Genomic DNA, 16,623 nt, shown 5'->3' on the forward strand with positions numbered 1-16,623 from the left:
GCGCCGCCCAGAGGTCAGATGGTGGCGAGTTTGCCGGTGGAATCGCCGAAGTGATCCGCCTTCACGCCCATCTCGTTGAGCATGCGCACGTAGAGGTTCGACATGGGCGTGTTGCCCTCGAGTTTCACGTGACGGCCGGGATTGAAAGCACCTCCGGCGCGACCAGCGACGATCACAGGCAGGTCGTCGTGCTTGTGACGGTTGCCGTCGGAAAGTCCGCCGCAATAAACGACCATGGAATTGTCCAACAGCGTGCCGCCGTCGACGTCCTTGAGCGACTTCATGCGTTCCAGGTAGTAGGCGAGCTGGCGCATGTAGAAAAGGTCGACCTTTTCGATCTTCGCGATCTTCACCGGATCAAGCTGATGGTGCGAGAGCGAGTGATGACCGTCGGAAACGCCGATATCCTTGAAGCTGCGATTGCTGCCATCGTGCGCGAGCAGGAGCGTGGAAATGCGCGTGCTGTCCGTCTGGAACGCGACAAGCTGCATGTCCATCATCAGGCGGATGTGCTGCTCGTAGCTGGAGGGGATGCCGGTCGCAGGTGAGTCAAAACCGGGATCCGGCGGCGGTCCGAAACGCTTCGAAGCGTCGATGCGCTGCTCGATTTCACGCACACCGGTGAGGTACTCGTCGAGCTTGTTGCGGTCGTTGCGACCGAGCTGCTTGTCGAGCGTCTTCACGTCATCGAGCACGAAGTCGAGAATGGAGCGCTGTTTTTCCTGACGGGCGAGATACGAACGCGCACGCTCCTCTCCGGAACCCGCACCAAAGAGGCGCTCGAACACCTGGCTCGGAACCGCTTCCGGTGTGGCCGGGCTGGTGTCGGTGCGCCAGGAGAGATTGAACTGATAGGCGCATGAGTAACCGGAGTCACAGGCGCCGGAGGCGCGCACGGAGTCGCAGGTGAGTTCCAGCGAGCGGAAGCGCGTAGCCCCGCCGACCTCGCGTGCGGCGACCTGATCGACCGAGATGCCCACGTGAATGTCGGAGCCGGCCGTTTTGCGCGGCCGCGCGCCGGTGAGAATGGTGGAGTTCGCACGGGCATGGTCGCCACCGCCGTCCGGACCGGCCCAGCCATTGGCCTGCTCGAATCCGGTGAAGATCTGGAGGTCATTCTTGAAATTCGCAATCGGCGCCATGGTGGGACCAAACTGAAAGTCCGCGCCCTCGCCAACAGGCCGCCACTTGTCGAGAATGACGCCGTTCGGAATGTAGAGAAAGGCCATGCGACGCGGCGCGGCGGCCGCACGCGCCGGAGCGGCGAACGACTCCAGCGCTGGAAGCGCGAGGCAGGTGCCGAGGCCGCGCAGGAAATGGCGGCGGTTGGTGGAGGATTGCTGGATCATGGGGTTCTATTATTTAAACGATGACAGGAGAGGTTTATCGCAGCGCGCCGTCGCCACGACGCTTCTGGAACGGAGCGCTGTAGATGATGCCGCTCAACACCGTGCGCATTTTGCCGCCATTCTTTTCCAAGTCGGCCACAATACGGTCGATGGTGGGCGCATCATAATACTCGGTGCCGCGACCGATGGCGTAGGTGAGCATTTTTGAGACGAGGCAGCGATAAAAATCCGTGCGGCGGCTGGTGGTCATGATGCGGCTGAGTTCCTCGACATTGGAGAAAGTCTCGCCGGTGATCAGCTTGCCCGCGGTGTCGATGGGCTTGCCATTTTCATCGGCGCGATACATGCCGACGGCATTGAAGTTTTCCAAAGCGAGTCCGATGGGATCCATGCGTGCGTGGCAGGAGGCGCAGAGAGGTTTTTCGCGGTGGATCTCCATCATCTCGCGCATGGTCGCGTTCTTGTGGCCCTTTTTGGCCTCTTCGAGAGTCGGCACATTCGGTGGAGCCGGCGGTGCAGGCGTGCCGAGAAGATTGTCGAGCACAAACAGACCGCGCTTCACCGGCGACGTGCGCGTCGGATTCGAGGTGACGACCAGCAGGCTGCCATGTGTGAAGATGCCGCCGCGATGGCTGTCCTTCGGCAGCGAGACCTTTTGCATCGAATCGCCCTTCACGCCGTCGATGCCGTAGAACTTCGCGAGCTGCTCGTTCAAGAAGCTGTAGTCCGCCGTAAATAGCTCCAGCGCGCTGCGGTTTTCCTTCAGCAAGTAGGCGAAGAGCGACTCTGTCTCCAGACGCATGGCGCGACGCTGGCGCGAGCCGAAGACTTTGAAGGCCGCACTGAGATCCTTGATGCCGAGCACGCGCCTCGGATCGACGTTGATGCCCTCCACATCACGCGTGAGCAGCCACTGACCGACGAAGTTTTCAATGAAGCGCTGCGACTTCGGATCGGCGAGCATGCGATCCACCTCGTCGTCGAGGTTCGCACGCAGCTCTCCTTTCTTGGCGAGTTCAAACAGCTCCGTGTCCGGCATCGAACTCCACAGAAAGTACGACAGCCTCGATGCGAGCGCGAACTCGTCCAGCGGCACCACCTTGCCCGGGTTGTCCGGCTCCGGCTGCACCTCGGCGCGGAACAGGAAGCGCGGCGAAGCAAGGATCGCCGTGGTGGCGTGAGCGATGCTGTCTTCAAACGTGGCCTTCGGTTCCGACGCGGCGAGATTCGCCAGTTTCACGAGGCGGTCGAGCGTCGGCTCGTCCACGGGACGACGGAAGGCACGGTCGGCGATGCGACGCAGGATCTCTCGCGCATAGTCGGCGCGCTGCTTCGGATCTGCAGGCGGTGCTCCTTTGTAGAAGACGCGGTAGTAGTCGCGCGGATAAACTTTGTGGCTGCCATCAAGCGGTCCCTGCAGCGTGATCTTCAGCAGACTCGCATTCAACGGCTTGTCGTCCTCCTTCGGCGGTGCCGTTTCGTTTACCTTAAAGCTCAGCAAGTTCTCGCCATCGGCCAGCGCCGTCTTGGTGGAGAAGGTGATGCTCTTGCGGTTGTCCCAGCCAAGGCTTTCGTCATCGACGTCCTTGCCGTTGACGACGAGCTTGAGATTGGCGGTGTGATCCGACGCCTCGGCCGATCCGCCGATCTTGTATTCAACGGTCACCTTGTAGTCGCCCGGATGCTCGATGACATACTTCGCGGACACCTCGGCGCTCTGCGCGAAGGCGAGATACTTGCCGGTCTTTTTCGAGGGCGCTGCCGCCTTGAACTTGTCGCCGGTGATCGAGAAAACCGGAATCGTCGCCTGCTGCGGACGCACGGCCTGGGACACGATCATGCGTGCTGCAGCGAGGTATTTCTCCATCAGCATCGGCGAGATCGAGAGCACATCGCCAATCGTGTCGAAACCATAGCCGGTATCGTCCGGCGGCAGCGCGTCTTCGGCGTCGAAATCCACGCCGAGGAGGTCTTTGACCGTGTTCTCATATTCCTGACGGTTCATGCGGCGAATCGTCACGCGCCCCGGATCGGGATTGTCGAGGTCGAGCTTGAACACCTTCTGCTCAATCCACTCTGCCAGCAGGCGCTTTTGCGCATCCGTGGGCTGCTTCTTGTTCGAGGGCGGCATCAACTGGGAACGCGTGTTGTCCCACACCCGCAGCCACAACGGCATGTCCGCCAGGTGCTCGTCCAGCGACTTGTAGTCATCGAGCGCGAAGTCGCCTTTCGACACGCCGTCCGCGTGGCAGTCGTAGCAGTACTGCGAGAGGATCGGTTCGATTTCCTTTTTGAAATCGGGCACAGCGCCTACGGCAACTCCTGCGAAATTCAGGCAGGGTATCAAAACGATCGAGAAAATGGAGGAAGATGAAGGCATGGAACGATGAGGCACACGCATGTGGCCTATGACTAACTACGAAGCAGAACGTCGGCCCTGCCATCTCGTTTCGTGAAAGATCAGATCACGCATCCTGCACCAGAAACCAGTCAACGAACGACAAGACTTGAGACCCTGAACCCGATCTTGCCTGATTGCGTCGGACACAGTAAGATCGCAATCGTTGCCGTTCGCGGCATCTGATCTTTGAAATTCCGGCCGTCTCGTGCGGCCGCCCCTTTCCTGCGGTGTTCGTTTTCGAGCTTTGTGGCCCGGCCCGATTCATCAACTGCGGGGGCTACGCGCTGAAGTGACATGTCATGCCTTCACTGGAAGACAGAGCTTCATCACGCGGGTTCCCACCTGGTCTCATGGGATACGTGAGCCCTTTGTATTCGGACGGCACAGGCGGGTTTGAAAGCGTCCCGGCTCCGCCCGGGGCGCTTTCTTTTTTTGCGGAGTTCCGCAAGAGGCGGACAGTCTTCAGGCCTTCGGCTTGGTCTGTGGCAAGGGCTTGGGATCCTTGTCACCCACCGGTTCGGCGGGACGGATGATCACACCGACAGGCATCGAAGCCTTTTCCATGTTCAGGAGCTGGCTGACGGTGACAAACTGATACCCCTTGGCCAGAAGTTGGTCGAACATCGCCGGCATGGCAGCGATGGTCGGCGAATGGATGTCATGCGACAGCATGATGGCGCCGGGATGCGCACCGTTGACAAGCCGGCTGGTGACAGCGGCGACGCCGGGACGACGCCAGTCCTGCGGATCTACGGACCACAGGATCGTCGAGTAGCCGAACTCGGTGAACATGAGGTTTTTGATGCGCGTGTTGATGGCGCCATAGGGCGGACGAACGAGGTGCGGGCGAATACCAGCCACCTCATACACGGCGTCTTCTGACTTTTTGAGTTCGTTGCGAATCTGGTCGTCGGAACGGCTGGTGAGACTGCAGTGCGTCCAGGTATGATTGCCGATCTCATGACCTTCCGCGATCATGCGCCGCACGATGTCGGGATACATCTTCACCTGCTGGCCGATGAGGAAGAAGGTGCACTTGATGTTCCGTTCCTTGAGGATGTCGAGGAGCTTTGGCGTCAGGCTGGGATGCGGGCCGTCATCAAAGGTCATCGCCAATGTCTTCTGCTCGATCTTGACCGAGGAATAAGACACACGCGCACCCGCAGGCGGCACCACAGGCATTGAGGAAGGGTTGTTGAGCCGCTTCACCAGCGGGTTCTCCTTGTCCTCATAAGGCAGCGCCTTGCGCGCCTCTTCCGTGGCGAGCTTGTCGGGCTTCGCAGCCTTTTGAGTTGTACAGCCCGACTGGGATGCCAACATGATGCCAAACCAAATGCTGAGATACATGCGTGGGGGGATCACAAGGATCGAAGACTAAGGGCTGAAATTCGTCTGGGAAAGCTGGATTTTCTGAAAAACAAACGGCCATCAGGGCGGTCGCAGCAGTGTCTCAGCACCCGGATACAGCCAGTGTTTCCGCGTCTGTCAGCGCCCGCCACGCGCCCGGCGGAAGATCGGCCGTAAGAGTGATCGCACCGATGCTCTCACGATGGAGACTCCGCACGCGATTGCCCACGCGATGAAACATGCGCTTTACCTGATGATAGCGCCCCTCATGCAGCGTCAACCGGGCGCTGCGTTCGCCCAAAATGACCAGTTCCGCCGGCAATGTGGTGATGTTCTCCGTGTGAAAGTAGAACCCGTGAGCAAAAGTCTCCACGGCCTCGGGAGCAATGGCCTCTTGGGTTTCGACAAGATACACCTTCGGCACCTTCTCTTCCGCGGCCATGATTCGTTTGGACCAGCGCCCGTCATTTGTAAGCAGAACCAAGCCCGACGTCCCCCGATCCAGCCTTCCGGCAATGTGCAGCGTGTGCTTGTCCGGATCATCGATCAAATCGAGCACGGTGGGATGCAGATCGTCCTTGGTTGCGCTGAGAATGCCTGCCGGCTTGTGCATCATCAGATAGAGGGCGCGTTCCGGACGCTGGATTACCACCTCATCCAGTTCGACCTGGGTGAAACGATCCACCGGATGGTGACCGTCGGTCACACACGTTCCATTCACGCGTACCCGTCGTCCCGCGATCGCACGATGGGCCGCCTGCCTTCCCATGGCATGATGACCGGCGATGAGACGGTCCAGTTTCATGCCCTCACTTACTTTGCACCGACAAAAGCGCGATCAGATCGTGCCAAAATGCTTCTCACGCATCAATACGATGGCATTAAGCATCTCTTCGGCCTCACCACGCAGCTTCGCATCCAAGCTGGAGGCGCTGCGATTGTAACGACGGAAGAGCAGCTTCAACTGCGCCTTGATTTCATCCTTGGGCATCTTCGGAGTGATGCCACAGAGCTCTTCCGGGGTCTTCGGCGTCTCCACCTTGGCGGCTGCGGGCGCGCTCTTGTTGACCTTGTCGAGCAGGCTGCCTGCCTTGGCGGTGGACTTCGGTTCGGCAGGCTTGCTCCCGCTGAGCGATTTGGAGAGCGATTTGAGGATCTTGAACATGATGTTGGGTTCCTTCTAAGACTGAGGGTTTATTCGATGCGCATGGCACGAAGATGGTGGCTGCGGCGCTTGAGCTCCTCTTCGGACAGCACGCCAGCGCCTTTGTAGGTCACGTTGACTTCCTTGCTGCGACCGGACTCCTTGTCCACCACGAGCGCACGCACGCGCTGGTTCTCGTCATAGCTGAAGGTTACCGCCACCTCGCAGCCTTTCGGACGGTTGGGCGGCACATCAAGCGTCAGACGGCCGATGACATCGACGAACTTCGCGTCTTCGTCCTCTCCCTGAGTGATGTCCACCTCGATCACGCGCTCATTGTCCTCTGAGGTCTGGTAAACCTGAGTGCGCGAGCAAGGGATCGGCGTATTCTTGGGAATCACGACCGAGTTCATCAGCTTCTCCTCCTTCGTCTTTGCATTATAAACCATGGCCAGGGTGCCGTAGCTCGCGTTGCAGACTTCCTGGATGCGCGCAGACTTTTTCGCAAACAGCGCAGCCCCCAGAGCGACGCATTCGTCCACGTTGCCGCAGGATTTTGGGGCTTTACCGAACATCTTTTCCAGCATGGTCTTCACCTTCGGAATGCGGGTCGAGCCACCCACCAGCACGACATGGTCGATGTCGGATGGCTTCAGCTTGGCGGAGTCCAGTGCCTGTTCGACGAGGAAAACCGTGCGGGTGAGCATGTGGCGGATCAGCTCTTCGAAATGGTCACGGCTCAGGTCGATTCGCGCGATGCCGCTGTTCTGATCGTTCGCCACGGTGTCGTTCACGCGCTGGAGCTTTGAGAGCATTTTTTTCGCGTCCTCCGTGGCCTGCAGCACGCGGCGGCGGTGACGCTCGTCGCTGTACAGCGCAGCCCCGGTCTGTTTCGAGTACTGCTGGGCATAGGCCTCCAGCAGGATGTCGTCAAAGTTGCTGCCGCCGAGGTGACGTGCGCCCTCGGAAGTGAGAATCTTGATGTTGTCGCCCTGAACTTCGAGAATCGTCGTGTCCAGCGTTCCGCCGCCCAGATCAAAGACGAGGATGCGCCCCTTCACACCCTGCGAGTGCGCGTAATACACCGCCGCTGCTGTCGGCTCGTTCACCAGACGCTTCACCTTCATGCCTGCCATCTCCGCCGCTGCGATGGTGCTCTTGCGGGCGAGTTCATTGAAGTTCGCCGGCACGGTGATGACCACCTCGTTGATGTCTCCGCAAATCTTCGAGCAGTCGCGTTTCAGCTTGGAGAGGATCAGCGCGGAGATTTCCGCAGGCGTCCACTTCTTGCCGTCGATCTCCACCAGATGCTCCGGATCATCCATGTAGCGCTTGATCTGAAAGATGGTGCGGTCGGGTTCACCCCCGTCCCGTGCGGCGCTCCCCACCAGCTTCACATCCTCATGCGAATCAAAGAACACCACGGAATGCGTCAGACGTTCACCGTCGGCATTCGGCACGATTTCGGGATTGCCATCGGGTTTGAGGTAGGCCAGCCCCGAGAGGGTGGTGCCAAGGTCGATTCCAACGTATTCAGCCATAACAATGTGAGTAAAAAAGATTCCGGATGAGGGGGCTACTGGCTGGAGGTCCGGACCTCCACCTTGCGCAGAATAATCTCGTGTCCCTCGCCACGCGAGAAGATAAAACCCGAGCGGCAGCTTTCGGTCACCCTCGGCTTGGCCTTGCCGGGCAGCGAATCCACGACGGCGATGCGTTTGCGCAGATCGATGTCGACTTCCGTGCCCGGCGGCACGTCGAATTCGGTCACGCCGTGCTGGTGTAGAATGTCCTCAAATGAAGCCCTCAGGGTGACGAGCTGCTGCGGCACATCGCTGCCATTGACGCCAACGTAGCGGGCCACCAGGGCGTCGATGAGGTCGATGCGTTTGATGATGTCGTTCGCAAACATCACCACCGTGCTCTCCTCCGTCGGCAGGCCGCGGCGCATGATCTCGTGTTTCTCCTCCAGCTCGGCAAGCTGGCCGCGCAGGCGTTTTTCGATGTCCTGCCATTGCTTAAGCTGGGCTTCCGCCTGCGCAAATTCCTGCTTCCGGCCTTCCAAGCGGGCGAGTTCGGCCTTCGTCTCGTCGATCTGTCCTACCGCCCGCTGCTGCGTGGTGCCGAGGTCGGCGATGCGCTTCTCCAGTTCGGCGATGCGCTTCTTCTGCTCCAGTTCGTAGTTCTGCAGCGCGACGGCCTGCTTCTGAATGTCGGCGCTGAACTTCTGGAACTCGGCGTCGGCGGACTCGCGGTCCTTGCGCGCCTGCTCGGCCCGGGCCGATTCGCGGTTCAGCGCCTCCTGCGCCGCATTGAGCTTAACTTGGATCGCCAGATCTTCCTCCGAGGCCTTGCGCAGGGACTTGTTGATCTCCGTCTGGCGTGACTCCAGTCCCGCCAACGCCTGCCCGAGGCCGAGAATCTTGCCGCCCACATTGAGGAACTCACCCAGTTCGAGACGGCGCGCCTCGATTTTGGACTGCACTTCCTTCAGCGCTTCATCCGCGCCCTGGATGTCCTGTTTCTGTGATTCGAGCGTCTTGATGAGACGTTCCTCTTCCGCCTTGAGGTTCTGCACGCGGTCAAGACGCTCGCGCAGCTCGCCTGCGATCACGGCGGATTCTTTCTTCGCAGCATCGGCTTTCACCTTCGCTTCTTTGATGTCCTTCTCGAGATCACCGAGCTGCACCTCCGCCGCACGCGACTGTTCCTGCGCCACCTTGAGACGAGTGGCCTCCCTGTCCACGTCCGCCTGGACCTTCATCACACGCTCTTCACGCACTTTATGGGCCTCCTCGAGTTGCGTGATCTGCTGCTGCAATTCGGCCAGCTTCTTGTTCTGACTGTCGGTGGTGACATTCAACCGCGTGACGAACTGCGAGGCTTCCTCGCGTTCCTTGGTCACCGTCGCCAGCAACGCCTGAATGCCCGCCAGTTCGGTGTTGAGCGCCGGAATCTGCTTCCGGAGATTTTTTTCTTCTGTGCGGGCCTTTTCGGCGGCGGCATCGGCCTCGGTGCGCTTTTGCTCGGCCACTTGCTGGGCGGCAACGGCCTTCTCCAAACGTTTCTCGGCGTCCACCGCCTTCGCTTCGTTCGCTTTGACGGTCTTGGTCAGATCCGCGAGCTGGGCGGTCTCGGATCTCAACGAGATTTCGAGGGCGGCGATCTCCTTGCGCAGCTTGTCCTGGTTGCGTGTGAGATCCGCCAGCGTCTTGTCCTCCGCCTGGCGCTGCGTTTCGGTTTCCTTGAGCGTCTTCGTGGCGGTCGCGATGCGGGCATCGACATCCGCCAGCTCCTGCACGCGTTTCTCGGCGGCGGCAATGCGCTCCTGCAGACCTTTAAGCCGCGTTTCGGCAGCGTTCGCCTCCGCGAGCTTGGCCTTTGTCTCAGCTTCGAGATTCGCGCGCTTGTCTCCAAGGATTTTGTCGAGATTCACCGACTCCAAGCGCAGCGCTTCGACAGCGGCGTCAGATTCTTTGCGTTGTGCAATCGACTCCTTCAGCGTGGCTGCGGCAGCATCGCGATCCTTGGTCAGCCCGGCCAGTTCCGCCTTCAAATTGTCCAGTTCAGCGCGCGTCTGCGTCACGTTGCCGCGCAGGTCAGGCAGCAGAGCCTCCAGTTCGGAGCGCTCTTTCGTCAGACGCTGGCTTTCGGCCAGCAGCTTGTCACGTTCCTGCGTGGCGGTGGTGATGCTGCTGCTGAGTTCGGCATACTGCTTGTTGGCGGCCGCGAGTTCCTTCACCCGCTCGTCGAGACCGGCGGTCTGCTGCCTGAGTTCGGCCACACGGGCTTCGGCGGCGGTGATCTCTTTCTGCCGTTCCGCCACACGATCCTGCAGATTCTGATGATCCGACTCGGCGGCCGAGAGCTTTTGCTGCGTGCTCGCATGGGTCGACGTGAGAGTGGCGATGACGGCCTCCAATCCGCTGATTTTCTCGGCAAGCGTCAGCTGCTGCTGAGAACTCTTCTCGGCTGCCGCCGCTGCTGCAGCTGCTTCCTTTTTCCGCTCGACCGCGGCGGCCGTGGACTGTTCCAGATCCGTTTTGGCGGCCGCCAGTTGCTCGGTGAGCTTCCGGTGCTCTGCCTGCAGCGTGTTGAACTTCTGTTCGGCGGTGCTGGCGAGTCCTTCGAGATTCTTGGTGTGCTGCTCGGCGGCGGCGAGCTTGGTTTCGCGCTCCTTGAGATCACCCTCAATGACACGCACCTGCTCGCGCAGTTTGCCCATGGCCTGGGAAAGCTCGGTTTTCTGCTCCTCAATGAGGTGGATCTCCTTGTCCAGCGCCTCACGACGCTGCGTCAGCGTCTGCGTTAGGAGCGTCTGCGCGCGACCGTGCTCAGTGGCCGCCAACAGCTCACGTGTGCGTTCGTCACGATCCTTTACCAGCGCGGCGACCGCCGCCACGACCTCGGCCTTGTGCGATTCGACGGCTTTGAGCGCCTCGGTGGTGTCTTTGAGTTTCGAGTCGGTCGAGGCAAGATCATCCAGCTTGTTGGTGAGGTCGGCAGCCTTGTCCTCCAGCTCCTTCACCTGCGCCTCCACAGCCGCAAGACGGGTTCCACGCTCCGCGATCCGGGCTTCGAGGTCTGCCTGGCGTTTTTCAGCCTCCTCCCTCTCCGCCTCATCCAGTTTCCGGGTCTCCCTGGCCTGGCGGTCGATGTCGGCGAGTTTTGCCAGAGCTTCTTTTTCCTGCCGGGCAAAATCCGCCTCGGCGTCAGATTTTTGCGTGTTCAGGGCCGCAATCTTCTGCTCGGCGGCCAAGTGCTGCTGCTCCAGTTCGGTCAGTTGAGCACGAACAGAGGTCATGCGCTGTTCGGCGGCGGCGGTATCGGCCTCGTGAGACTGCTGCCTGCCAAGAAGCGCACCGATGGCGGCGTCCAGCATGCCACGCTGATTTTCCATCTGTCCCAGCGTCTGGGTCAGGGCGTTGAGGCGGTCTTCGTTTCCACGCAGCTCATTGACGCGGACAGTCATCGCCTTTTCCTCGCCACCAAGTTGCGCAATCTGCGACTGCGTGTGCTGCACCTGTTCCTGGGCTTTTTTCAGCGAGGCGTTGACCGCCTCGATCTCGCTTTGCTTCGCCTCACGCTGAGACTCGAGCTTCGCGAGATCCGCACGGCGTTCGTCTAGTTTTTTATCGAGATCCTGAAGTTCTGTGCTGCGTTTTGCACGCTGCTCGGCTTCGGATTTCTGTGCATCCGCCTGCAGCGTCGCGAGACGTTTGACCTCTGCGTCGGCATCGCTGATCTGCTTTTGCAGGCCAGCGAGCTTCTTCGCGGTGGTCGTTTCGTCAGCGGTGAGTTTGGCGACGGTGGCTTCACGCGCCTTCGCGTCTTCGGTCGCCTTCTTGAGCGAGTCCTGCTGCGAGGTCAGCTCAGCCTGTACTTTCGTGAGTTCCGCCTGGGTCTTCGTGAGATCCGCACGACGGGCGTCCAGCTGCTTGTCGAGATCCTGCAGTTCCGTGCTGCGTTTCGCACGCTGCTCGGCCTCGGATTTCTGAGCATCGGACTGCAAAGCGGTCAGACGTTTCAGCTCTGCATCCGCATCCGAGACCTGCTTCTGCAAGGCAGCCACCTTCTGTGTGGTGGCCGCTTCGTCGGCGGTCAGTTTTCCCAGTGAAGCCTCACGCGACTTCACCTCCTCCGATGTTTTGCCAAGGGCGGCCTGCTGCGAGGCGAGATCAGCCTGCACTTTCGTGAGATCGGCCTGGGCCTTGGCGAAATCGGCCTTTTGGGAGGCCATCCGGGTTTCGAGTTCCTTGAGCTCTCCGGTGCGCTTCGACTTGAGCTCGGCCTCGGACTTCAGCGCCTCCTCCTGAAGCTTCGCAGATTCTTTGAGCTTCGTCTCGACATCAGCGAGCTGGTTCTGCAGCGTCTTGAGTTTTTCGGTGGATGCCGTGACCTCAGCAGCGGCCTTGGCTGCCGCTGCTTCGTTCGCTTTGGACTGCTCGCCGGATTTTGCGACGGCCGCAGTGAGCTGATCAAAGGTGGCGCGTTTGGCGGCCAGATCGGCCTCCAGGCTCAGCAGTTCGGCGCTGCGTTGCGATTTGAGTTCGGCCTCGGACTTTTTCGCTGTGGCCAGCAGTTCGTTGATGGACGCCACCTCTTTCTTCGCGGCGGCCTCCTCGGCCACGAGCTTCGCGATCGCGGCTTCCCGTTCTTTGCGCTGCTGATCGGCCTCGGCATGCAAGGTCTGCAGACTCCTCTGAGCGGTGGCCAGGTCACCCTCTGCCTTCGCAACCAGCGTGCGGGTGGACTCGAGCTTGCTCTCGATGTTGCCTAGATCACGGCGTTTGACATCGAGTTTGCCGGCATCCGTCTTTGCGTTCTCCACGTCGGCCCGAGCGTTCTGCACCTGGCCGCGGAGTTTTTCGAGCTCGGCTTTAAAACCTGTGATCTCGGTCTGGGTCTGCCCGAGTTCCTTGCGACGAACATCAAGCGTGGCGTCCAAGGAGCGGATCTCGTCCCGCCGTTTCTGCTCGACGGCGTTTTCGGCCCGCAGGGCATCACGCTGGCGGGTCAGCTTGTCCACCTCCTCACGCATCTCTGCGGCCTGTTTGGCAGCCGCGGGATCGGGCGCTGCAGAGGGCTTTGAAATGAACGAGACGGGGGGCGTGCCACCACTGGCCCTGGGTGAATCGGCCGGGGAGCGCTGCACGACCGGCTTGGTGACCTCGATCTTGCCGGTTTCGGGGGTGTTCTTGGGAAGATCTTCCTTGTTCCGAGCCGGGATGCTCTCGGTGTCGCCTTTCTTGCCGTCCTCACGGCTGGGCTGTCCTTTGGAGGTGGAAACGGACTTCGATCCGCCGTCGGAAGCGAGCCCCTTGGGCGCCCGCTCACGAAACCGGCTCTCCAACTGACCAAACATGATCCGATCACCACCTTTGACGCGAAACCGTTCGACCCGCCTGCCGTTGACAAAGGTGCCGTTGGACGACTTCAGATCGACGACTTCATAACCACCATCCGGCTGGCGCACGAATTCGGCGTGAAAGCTGGAAATGAAGGTGTTGTCGATGACGATGTCATTGCTGGCTTCACGCCCGATCGTGAGCCGTTCTTCGAGGACATCGAAGACGAACTCATTTCCGTCGTTGAGATTGAAGGCCAGATACGGCATGCCGGACGCGCAAAGAAGGCTGGAGAGCCGAAAGATTAAGGGTGGAAAATCAGTGAATCAAACTTAATGAAATTGGTCGATGGGGAAGATGGGGGGCGGAACTATTGTTTCAAAAACAGTTCGATTGCACAGTATCATTTAAGATTTCTAAAATATGAAAGCACGGCAAATCCTCAAGTTTTTCGGCCTCGCCGCCCTGGCATCGGGTTGTTTAAGCGGGTGTTCCGCGGCCCCAGCCCCTCCCAGCGGTGCTCAAACGCATCTGTCCTCCTCGCAAATGGACCGGGTCGGGAAACGCATCTGGCAAAACGAGTGCGGCGGCACCGTGGCAGGCCTGACGAGCTGGAATTCCGGTGAGGACTTCGCCTCCCTGGGAATCGGTCACTTCATCTGGTATCCCCAGGGACACCGCGGCCCCTTTGAGGAGAGCTTCCCGCCACTTATGGCTTTTCTCGAGTCGCGAGGCGTTCCGCCCCCCTCTTGGACGAAGGGTCCCTGCCCTTGGCCAACCAAAGGCGCCTTTGAAGCCGACCGGAACGGGCCGCGCCAACAGGAGCTTCGCGCCCTGCTCGGCAAAACAGTCCGCCAGCAGACGGAATTCATCATGGCCCGAATGGAACGCGCCCTGCCGAAGATGCTGGCGTCCGCCCCGGCCGACAAACGGACCTGGGTTAGCCAGGTTTTTGGATCCCTGAAAACCACCCCTGAGGGCATTTTTTGCCTGATCGACTATGTGAACTTCAAAGGAGAAGGAACCAGCGCCAAGGAACGTTATCAGGGCGAAGGCTGGGGCCTGCTTCAGGTGCTGGAGGAGATGGGCAGGTCGCCCAGCAGCTACATCGCCTGGAACGTACAGTTTGGTGAAGCCGCCAAACGCGTCCTGAGCCGCCGGGTGGCGAACGCCCCGCCGGATCGCCGTGAGCAGCGCTGGCTGGCCGGCTGGCACAACCGTTGTGACGGCTACAAGCGCTCGCTCTGAAGAGAGTCCTACTCTTCTTTGCGCTCAATTTTAATCTTCGGCATGGACCCAAAAAGCTTGTCCATGGTGTCCGAAACAATGTTGCCATTCATTTCCTTCGAGTGACGCATGGCCAGCCCCACCACGAAGGCGATCACAAACAGGCCGGTGACGATGACGCTGGTCATGCAGCCACTTTCCGTCGTGTCAGGGTAGCTGCTCGCTGAAGACTTGCCATAAGCCCGGCGCACCGGGCTGAGTCCGCGTGCCGACGCCGCAGGCCTGGAGCCGGACGGCGGTGCGTCCCCCACACTGACGTCAGGTGGTGGAAGCGGCGCGGAAAGGCGCGGTGCAGGAACCGGCTTTTCTTCAAGGACGGCGGGGGCATCCCCCGCATAAAACACTGACTGCACATCTCCAAAGCCAACCCGGTCGCCGTCTTTGAGCAGCGCTTCCTCGATTTCGGCTCCATTCACCCGGGTGCCGTTGCTGGAGCCCAGATCCTGCACGTACACCCCGTCTTCAGTCTGTTTGATGATGGCATGCCGCCCTGATGAGGATGGGCAGGTCAGAACCACATTGCTTTCCGGGTGCCTGCCGATGGTGGTGACATCGTTTTCGAGGGTGTGGACGAGCGTTGTGCCGTCCTCCATGTAAAAAACTACCGAAGCCATGAAATGCAGGGGGGGTGAGGGTGAATGTTCGTCGAATCCTGAACCAAGCACGAACCGTAGAACAGAAACTTGGGATTTTCCTGATGCAACGGCTATGTTCACGTGTGAGAGTGAAATTCCTCGCCTTTCGTGCCATGCACACTCCAGCCGCCCCATCCTCCTTCGTCTCGATCGCATTCTGTGCTTTGATGCTGCTCACACCGTCGGTCTGGCTGCAGGCCGACGACCGAGAAGACGCTGAGAAAGCCGCCGGCGCCCTCGCCTACGATCAGGAAGCGGAGGGCTACAACATCCGCGCCGAGATGACGACCCGAACTCTCGAGGCCAAGGTCGGCAAGGCCACCCGCATGCAACTCTACAAAGGAAACGAGTACTGCTTCTGCATCGCGGTGCCGAAAAAGTCGGGGGTCCACATCACCGGTGCCGTGCTTGATCTGGAAGGAAAGCCTGCGGGCGAGATCCTGCCCGTCCTCGACGGCTGGGGCTTCGTCCTGTTCTACAAGCCAAAGAAAACCGGCATGTACATGATCGCCGTTCATCAGACTGACGAAGGCAAGCGCAAGGATGTGCCTTGCGCGATGGCCACCGGCTACAAGTGATCAGCCGAGGTCGAAGCTCCCGTCCTGCTTTTTGGTCACGGAGTGCAACACGGTGCCATCGGCGCTGTGATGAGTGAACGTGAGCGCATCGGCTGTGATCTGCAGATGCGTGAAACCGTGCACGTCTTTTCCAAACGGCACCTTGTGCGTACCGCTGAGCTTGCGCGTGCTCGCACCGCCGCCGCCGGAAAGCAGATGGGTGGTGAAGCGTCCCTTCATCTCAAGATGCTGCAGGTCGTGATCGTGACCGCAGAGGTACGCATGGACTTTGTGCTCCTCGAAGAGTGGTTCCCATTGCTCCAGCAACGCCTTCGTGTCGCCATGAGAACCGTTCGAATAAAGAGGATGATGCCCCACCACGATCGTGAACGGCGCACGCGACGTCGCGAGTTCTGCCTTCAGCCAGGCGAGCTGTTCCTGTTCTTCCGCCGCGGTCATCGAACTACGCATCGTCTTTTTCTTCTTGTCCACACCGCCGGACACAGCGGGCAGATTGGTGTCCAGGCAAATGAACGTCACCAGCGGCTTGTCGGCCGGGCCGAGATCGAAGCGATACCATTTCGACGGCATCTTCCAGCGCACTCCCGGCTTCGCCGCATACGCGAGCTGCACCTTTTCACCGCCAGGATTGTCATGGTAGTCGTGATTCCCCAGCACGGCCCACATCGGCCCGCTGAAAACTTCCGCCGGATACATTTCCTCGATCCCCGCCTTCCAACGCGGCGAATCCGTGCTGAAGCCGCTCTTGTCGAGACTGTAGAAATTGTCGCCCAGCAGCAGCAAACCGGACGTCTGAATTCCCTTGTCGATCACAAATTTCTTCATCGCCGCCGCCACCTTCTGCTGGTCGGCTGCACCCGTGCCAAAATCGCCGATCATCAGCAGATGCATCGCTTCTTTTGCAACTTCAGCATTCGCGCAATCCGGGCGGATGTTCAAAGCCAGCGCAGCAGACGAGCAAAACAGCGTTTGGATGGCGCGGCGGCGGGTAAGCGGAACAGATTTCATCGTGGTGCCTCAAACGCGCAACCGTC

At 60.1% G+C, this 16,623-nt stretch carries 11 protein-coding genes and 1 other RNA gene; 3 read left to right on the top strand and 9 right to left on the bottom strand.

Features of this window, described 5'->3' with window-relative positions; translation table 11 throughout:
• Positions 1-14: 14 nt before the first annotated feature.
• Entirely contained in the window at positions 15-1,349 is a 1,335-nt protein-coding gene (locus KDL09_RS16375; RefSeq protein ID WP_294387381.1) for a DUF1552 domain-containing protein, read from the bottom strand.
• 34 nt (positions 1,350-1,383) lie between these two features.
• Positions 1,384-3,729 carry a DUF1592 domain-containing protein gene (locus tag KDL09_RS16380; RefSeq protein ID WP_294387383.1) on the bottom strand — a complete coding sequence of 782 codons (2,346 nt, stop codon included), beginning with the start codon at positions 3,727-3,729 and terminating at the stop codon, positions 1,384-1,386.
• 237 nt (positions 3,730-3,966) lie between these two features.
• Here KDL09_RS16380 and ssrS point away from each other — a divergent pair.
• A non-coding RNA gene (gene ssrS / locus KDL09_RS16385) (6S RNA) lies at positions 3,967-4,148 on the top strand.
• A gap of 64 nt (positions 4,149-4,212) precedes the next feature.
• On the opposite strand, the gene KDL09_RS16390 is transcribed toward ssrS, so the two are convergent.
• From KDL09_RS16390 to KDL09_RS16410, 5 genes are all read right to left on the bottom strand, one after another.
• The gene (locus tag KDL09_RS16390; protein ID WP_294387384.1) at positions 4,213-5,097 is read right to left on the bottom strand and encodes a polysaccharide deacetylase family protein; all 885 of its coding nucleotides are present in this window, start codon (positions 5,095-5,097) and stop codon (positions 4,213-4,215) included.
• Positions 5,098-5,200: 103 nt separating this feature from the next.
• The gene (locus KDL09_RS16395; RefSeq protein ID WP_294387387.1) at positions 5,201-5,902 is read right to left on the bottom strand and encodes a 16S rRNA pseudouridine(516) synthase; all 702 of its coding nucleotides are present in this window, start codon (positions 5,900-5,902) and stop codon (positions 5,201-5,203) included.
• Positions 5,903-5,935: 33 nt separating this feature from the next.
• Positions 5,936-6,262 carry a hypothetical protein gene (locus KDL09_RS16400; RefSeq protein WP_294387388.1) on the bottom strand — a complete coding sequence of 109 codons (327 nt, stop codon included), beginning with the start codon at positions 6,260-6,262 and terminating at the stop codon, positions 5,936-5,938.
• Between the two features lie 29 nt (positions 6,263-6,291).
• Positions 6,292-7,782 carry an Hsp70 family protein gene (locus KDL09_RS16405; RefSeq protein WP_294387390.1) on the bottom strand — a complete coding sequence of 497 codons (1,491 nt, stop codon included), beginning with the start codon at positions 7,780-7,782 and terminating at the stop codon, positions 6,292-6,294.
• Between the two features lie 35 nt (positions 7,783-7,817).
• Positions 7,818-13,358: an FHA domain-containing protein gene (locus KDL09_RS16410; RefSeq protein ID WP_294387391.1), complete on the bottom strand. Its 5,541-nt coding sequence runs from the start codon at positions 13,356-13,358 to the stop codon at positions 7,818-7,820.
• A gap of 277 nt (positions 13,359-13,635) precedes the next feature.
• On the opposite strand from KDL09_RS16410, the gene KDL09_RS16415 reads away from it, so the two are divergent.
• Positions 13,636-14,337: a hypothetical protein gene (locus KDL09_RS16415; protein WP_294387392.1), complete on the top strand. Its 702-nt coding sequence runs from the start codon at positions 13,636-13,638 to the stop codon at positions 14,335-14,337.
• Between the two features lie 8 nt (positions 14,338-14,345).
• Here the strand turns inward: KDL09_RS16415 and KDL09_RS16420 are convergent, their stop codons facing one another.
• Entirely contained in the window at positions 14,346-14,990 is a 645-nt protein-coding gene (locus KDL09_RS16420; RefSeq protein WP_294387393.1) for an FHA domain-containing protein, read from the bottom strand.
• A gap of 134 nt (positions 14,991-15,124) precedes the next feature.
• Here KDL09_RS16420 and KDL09_RS16425 point away from each other — a divergent pair, with 134 nt between their 5' ends.
• Positions 15,125-15,589 carry a hypothetical protein gene (locus KDL09_RS16425; RefSeq protein WP_294387394.1) on the top strand — a complete coding sequence of 155 codons (465 nt, stop codon included), beginning with the start codon at positions 15,125-15,127 and terminating at the stop codon, positions 15,587-15,589.
• On the opposite strand, the gene KDL09_RS16430 is transcribed toward KDL09_RS16425, so the two are convergent.
• Positions 15,590-16,597, bottom strand: coding sequence for a metallophosphoesterase (locus KDL09_RS16430; RefSeq protein ID WP_294387396.1), 1,008 nt, complete (start codon positions 16,595-16,597; stop codon positions 15,590-15,592).
• Between the last annotated feature and the right edge of the window lie 26 nt (positions 16,598-16,623).

The organism is Prosthecobacter sp., assembly GCF_020439865.1.
GTDB lineage: Bacteria > Verrucomicrobiota > Verrucomicrobiia > Verrucomicrobiales > Verrucomicrobiaceae > Prosthecobacter.

Coding starts and splice junctions, on each gene's coding strand:
- KDL09_RS16400 (WP_294387388.1), bottom strand. CDS start 6,262: ATGTTCAAGATCCTCAAATCGCTCTCCAAATCGCTCAGCGGGAGCAAG.
- KDL09_RS16405 (WP_294387390.1), bottom strand. CDS start 7,782: ATGGCTGAATACGTTGGAATCGACCTTGGCACCACCCTCTCGGGGCTG.
- KDL09_RS16395 (WP_294387387.1), bottom strand. CDS start 5,902: ATGAAACTGGACCGTCTCATCGCCGGTCATCATGCCATGGGAAGGCAG.
- KDL09_RS16415 (WP_294387392.1), top strand. CDS start 13,636: ATGGACCGGGTCGGGAAACGCATCTGGCAAAACGAGTGCGGCGGCACC.
- KDL09_RS16430 (WP_294387396.1), bottom strand. CDS start 16,597: ATGAAATCTGTTCCGCTTACCCGCCGCCGCGCCATCCAAACGCTGTTT.
- KDL09_RS16425 (WP_294387394.1), top strand. CDS start 15,125: ATGCACACTCCAGCCGCCCCATCCTCCTTCGTCTCGATCGCATTCTGT.
- KDL09_RS16410 (WP_294387391.1), bottom strand. CDS start 13,358: ATGCCGTATCTGGCCTTCAATCTCAACGACGGAAATGAGTTCGTCTTC.
- KDL09_RS16390 (WP_294387384.1), bottom strand. CDS start 5,097: ATGTATCTCAGCATTTGGTTTGGCATCATGTTGGCATCCCAGTCGGGC.
- KDL09_RS16380 (WP_294387383.1), bottom strand. CDS start 3,729: ATGCCTTCATCTTCCTCCATTTTCTCGATCGTTTTGATACCCTGCCTG.
- KDL09_RS16375 (WP_294387381.1), bottom strand. CDS start 1,349: ATGATCCAGCAATCCTCCACCAACCGCCGCCATTTCCTGCGCGGCCTC.
- KDL09_RS16420 (WP_294387393.1), bottom strand. CDS start 14,990: ATGGCTTCGGTAGTTTTTTACATGGAGGACGGCACAACGCTCGTCCAC.